The sequence below is a fragment of the Mycobacterium sp. genome, from assembly GCF_032162605.1.
Lineage (GTDB): Bacteria > Actinomycetota > Actinomycetes > Mycobacteriales > Mycobacteriaceae > Mycobacterium.
Genome location: NZ_JAVROT010000558.1, coordinates 1 through 4,392, shown reverse-complemented (window position 1 = coordinate 4,392; position 4,392 = coordinate 1). Strand labels below are relative to the sequence as shown.

Sequence of the window (4,392 nt, the reverse complement as noted above, 5' to 3'; positions counted from 1 at the left end):
CGCACTACCTCAAGCAGGCAGTGGTGTTATTTCCTCTCGTCGGAGAAGCTGGCGCCTTCTTCGATGCGTCCGCCCAGCAGTGGCCGGCTTGCCGCCAGTACACCCACACGCAGAGTGAGTCGCAGTGGTCCGTCGGGCAGATCTCCAACGCGAACGACACACTGAGTACCACCGCGACTCAACAGGATGCCAGGGCCCCCGGCTGGGGCTGTGGACGCGCGCTGGCGCTCAGAAACAACGTCATTATCGACATCAACACGTGCAGCGCTAACCCCGCTGACTCGGCGTTGAAGATTGCCGACCAGATCGCTGACAACGTAACTGCGCGGTGGTAAAGCTGCCCAATTAGCCTAGAGACACTGCTTGAGCGTTGGGCCGACGAGACTGGCCGAAATCCTCATCGGACGCTGCCGCCGATATGCGCAGCGCTCACGGCCGCTGTTGCTGTCGGGGAGGGCCCGTGATGACCAGTACGAGTCTTTTCGCTCGAAATTCACTATTAGGCTTCGGATTTAGGACCGTCATTGTCGGGCTCAAGGTGCAACGGCTGCTCGCTGCCTCCAGTTGAACAACATTGGGTGCTACCGGGAAACCGGACCTCCGGTTACCCCCCGTGGCTTATTTGCTGGTTACGGTGACGACCTGTGCTTGGCGCAGTGGAATGCTGATAGCGAGCTGAACCGGCCCGTCGGCAAGGAGTCACCTTCGCACACAAACTCAAGGTTGTTCACCTGCGCGACAATGCGGCTGTTGGATGGGCAGCAAGAAGGCCGAGGTCATCGACATCGTTGTCGACGAACTGGGCACTGTCGCTTGTGGGATGTCAGGTCGAAGACGCTCAAGCTCGTCTCGTCACCGAATCGCATAACAGGACTGACTTCGAACAGCAGGTTGCCTTCTCGGACAATCGTCACCCGACAAACCGGGTAGACCTGCGGAGGTGCTCGTCGGGCCCTGCCGAGTGTCACCCGCGAATCCGCTACGCGACGAGCCAGGGCTCCGCGAGCAACGGATGATCGGCAGCGGCAGGGAGCGAAAGACGTTGCGGGACAATTTAATAGAAATTTCGTCGGCCTTTACCAGCCACGGGGCGTGTTCGACCTCGCCATATTCTGGTCGGAGAGTGAATCCGAGCGGCCCGCTGGTCGTGTGCAGACCGGTGCAGATGACATCGAGGTGCTGCCAGGACGCCGGGGGTGTTGGAAGACTTCAGACACCTAGAGGCCGGCGATGTCCAGCAGGTCGCGAAAGTCGGTGATCCGGTGGTCGGGCACGCAGTCCTCGTAGTACTTGGTGCCCTGATCTGAGTCGTACATGACGGTGCCCATCCCAATCTCGCGGGCGCCGTAGATGTCGCGGTGCATGTCGTTGCCGACGTAGAGGGCCTCATCGGCGGGTATCCGCATCCCGTCGAGCGCGAGCTGAAACAGCCGTGGATCGGGCTTTCGGAATCCGTGGTCACCGGAGACGACGATGGGGTCGAAGTACTCGGTGAGCCCGACCTTGTGCAATTCGCCGCGGGCATAGCTGCTCTGTCCGTCGCTGACGATCGCAAGCGGAATGCGCTCACGCAGGATGCGCAGCGTCGACCGGACATGGGGGTACAGCTTGAGTTGGCGGCGCGTCACACCGCGGTAGATCTCGGCCAACGTCAGCGGCAGCTGCGCGAGCCGTTCGGGCGCCATGGCCGTGGTGTAGTCGCTGGCGTGGTCCTCGATGATGGACTGCCAGATCCGCACCGCGTCGAATTCCGGGTACTGCTCGGCGCTTTCACGCTGTTGGGCTTTGAGGCGCTGGAAGTACAGGTCGCGGATCTGGTGGCGGCGCAGGTCGATGCCCTGGTAGGTCAGGAAATGCCCGACCGCGCGAAAGGCGTCGTCGCGATCGTCCTCGGTGCGGATGTCGATCAGCGTGCCGTTGACGTCGAAGGCGATCCCGGCGACATCCATGATGTGGTGCACCCTCTCGTATGGCGAAGCGTTAGCAGACCTGAAGCTGCCACTTGGCCTTGCGGACCAGCTTCGCCCCGTACTCCGGGGAAATGTAGTCGTTGCGGGCGACGCGCAGCAGATTGAGGGCCATGTAGTACGGCAACCGCGAGGTGATCGACTCGAATGCGCTGTGCCGGTCCGGGAAGTGGCAGCTGTACTCCCACAGGAAGTGCCCGATGAACGGCTCGGCGCGCCGACTGTCGCCCGTGGCGGCCATGAATGCGTGTTGCAGCTCGCCGCAGACCCGGCCGACGTCGAACATCCGGTCGCCGCGCTTCGTCCGCTCCAGGTCGATTGCGGCCACGTCCAGGCCGTGTCCGAAGAGAAAGTTGGCCGGTGTGGCGTCCCCATGCAGCCATACCTGCCGGTCCTGCCACATCGCCGGACGGTCCCGCCACAAGCCCTGCAGCCATAGCAGCTCGTCGGCGTCCCATACCCCGATGCGTTGCCTGCGCTGCAGCCCGGCGACGAGCCGTTCGAAATACCCGCAGTCGGCGTCGAAGTCGACAGATCTACCGTTCGCGGTCCGATTGTGTTGCGTGGCCAGGAAGTAACCCAGAGCTTTGAGTCGCCAGAACAGATGGGCGTCGTCGCCCTGGTCAATGGACCGCGAGATCGCCTGACTGAATTGTTCGCCGCCGTAGAACTCCAGCGCCAGAACGCAGTTGATGTGCGGATCGACGCCCAGTGGACGGATCACATGGTGCGGGGAGCCGACTAGGTCATAGCTGCGCAGGCGCTGCAGGCCGTCATACTCCCGGTAGGCCACGCCGGCGGCACGGTCGTGGTCCCAGCCGAATCTCGCGCCGTAGAACTTGCAGATGATCCGAACATGGCTGTGCTTCTCCTCGTAGGCGTAGACCTCGTTGCTGCCGCGCAGCCTGAACGCGCGAAACGCCGGTGTAGGCCCGTGAACACCGAGCTGATCGCGAGCGATGCCAGTGAGAAAGCCATGCAGTCGGTCGTCACCACGGACGTAGCCGACATACTTGCCGATAACGACTCCTCCTCGATGCCACGCGACGACGAGGGATTTGTACGCCCGACGGCTACCAACTGTTCATACACTAGATCCTGCGCGTTTCATCGGCGCGTCAGATCGGTGACGCGCTCCTCGGAGCCCGCCCAGCCGTGGGTCATCGCTCCCGGGGCTGGGGCGCCCCGAGCGCGCGCATTGCACCCGAGTTGTCAACCGCCCCATATGTCAATGTCCGGGCCGAGGTCGTAGAGGAGGCGTAAATCTTGAGCCCTGAGAGTTTGGCGGTTCGTGGGCGCGGGGTGGGATGGCAGTCATCGCTGCTCGGCCGCCCCAACCGTCTGCCACAGAATTAGGCGGAGCACGGTCCCAGACTGTGACGGGCAACCTCGCGGGCACTGATCGATTCCTGAACTCCGACCAGCCTGGGGCGTTGCAGCGAATCGGCGCAGTCCATGAGTTCGGCCAGCGGCGCCGCTGCTCGGGCGGCTCCGTCGGTCTGGCCATCTCCTCGCGGTGCTTCGACACGCGCGTGGTGACCTGTTTGCGTTCGTCTGCCAGGCTGCCCCGGGAAGGCCGCCTGCATCGCGTCGGCGGCCGCAGCGACACCATCCTCGTCGAGTCCCGCGGCACTCATCGCCGTACCAACCCGTCCCTGACCGCAGGGCATCCGATCTCTCAGCGGATCCTCGGGCAGGTCACCGTTGGACGATCACCTACAGATGCACTCGGTCCGTAACCGCGCCTTGGAGGATTCTTGCGCCGAGACGCAGGGACATGGCGGCCCGAAGGCGATCCAGAAATTGATCCCTCGAAAAGTGGGGGATCTGTTCGCCTGGCTGCTCTTAGCTGATGAACGCAACCCATCCAAGGGCCGCGACAACGTCAAGGAGATCAACATGAACACCACGAAGACAAAGCGGCTCATTGCGGCATGGGGGGTAGCGGGTGCCGCCGCGGCGGCACCCGCCCTGATGTTCGCCGGTGCAGGAACCGCGCACGCTGATGATCCTGGTGACGTGCGTAAACACGCTCACGGCCGATGAGCGCCACGATCTGGGCCGACAGGCGATGGACGACACCCGGCAAGGGCTCGCGATCCACCCTTGCAACCAGCGCCATGCACAACGGTGCGGGGGCAAGCAGCGTCGACGGCGCGGCAAAATTGCAGCTCACCGGAGATCGCGTGGGCAGCGATCCCGACGGATGCGGCTGGTCGACGAGGCCAGATTTCCTCGACTGCCCAACAGCCGCAGCTGGCGACGGGCCCCGCACTAGCGATCGAGTGTCCTCGACTTCGCGGCGCTTGTCCGATGCGATTGAAAGGCCGGGAAGCGATGTCGTCCAGATCTGTAGGGAACAGTCTCGCGTAGTGGTCCAGCATCCTCACCGCTGATTCCGCCGCATTCCCTGAGTCCAGCTGCC

The 4,392-nt window shown here is 63.4% G+C and carries 4 protein-coding genes; 2 read left to right on the top strand and 2 right to left on the bottom strand.

Going from position 1 to position 4,392, the window contains the following annotated elements; translation table 11 throughout:
* Positions 1–335 (top strand): sensor domain-containing protein (locus QOI01_RS31035; protein WP_526387231.1); only part of this gene is annotated, 335 nt, incomplete at its 5' end.
* Positions 336–1,217: 882 nt separating this feature from the next.
* Here QOI01_RS31035 and QOI01_RS31030 read toward each other — a convergent pair.
* Both QOI01_RS31030 and QOI01_RS31025 read right to left on the bottom strand, forming a co-directional pair.
* Positions 1,218–1,949, bottom strand: a complete 732-nt coding sequence (locus tag QOI01_RS31030) for an HAD family hydrolase (protein ID WP_526387229.1) — start codon at positions 1,947–1,949, stop codon at positions 1,218–1,220.
* A 31-nt stretch (positions 1,950–1,980) separates the two neighbouring features.
* Positions 1,981–2,871, bottom strand: coding sequence for a phosphotransferase (locus tag QOI01_RS31025; RefSeq protein WP_526387233.1), 891 nt, complete (start codon positions 2,869–2,871; stop codon positions 1,981–1,983).
* A gap of 818 nt (positions 2,872–3,689) precedes the next feature.
* Between QOI01_RS31025 and QOI01_RS31020 the strand changes: the two genes are divergently transcribed.
* Positions 3,690–4,013, top strand: a complete 324-nt coding sequence (locus tag QOI01_RS31020; RefSeq protein WP_526387228.1) for a hypothetical protein — start codon at positions 3,690–3,692, stop codon at positions 4,011–4,013.
* The last annotated feature ends 379 nt before the right edge of the window (positions 4,014–4,392 follow it).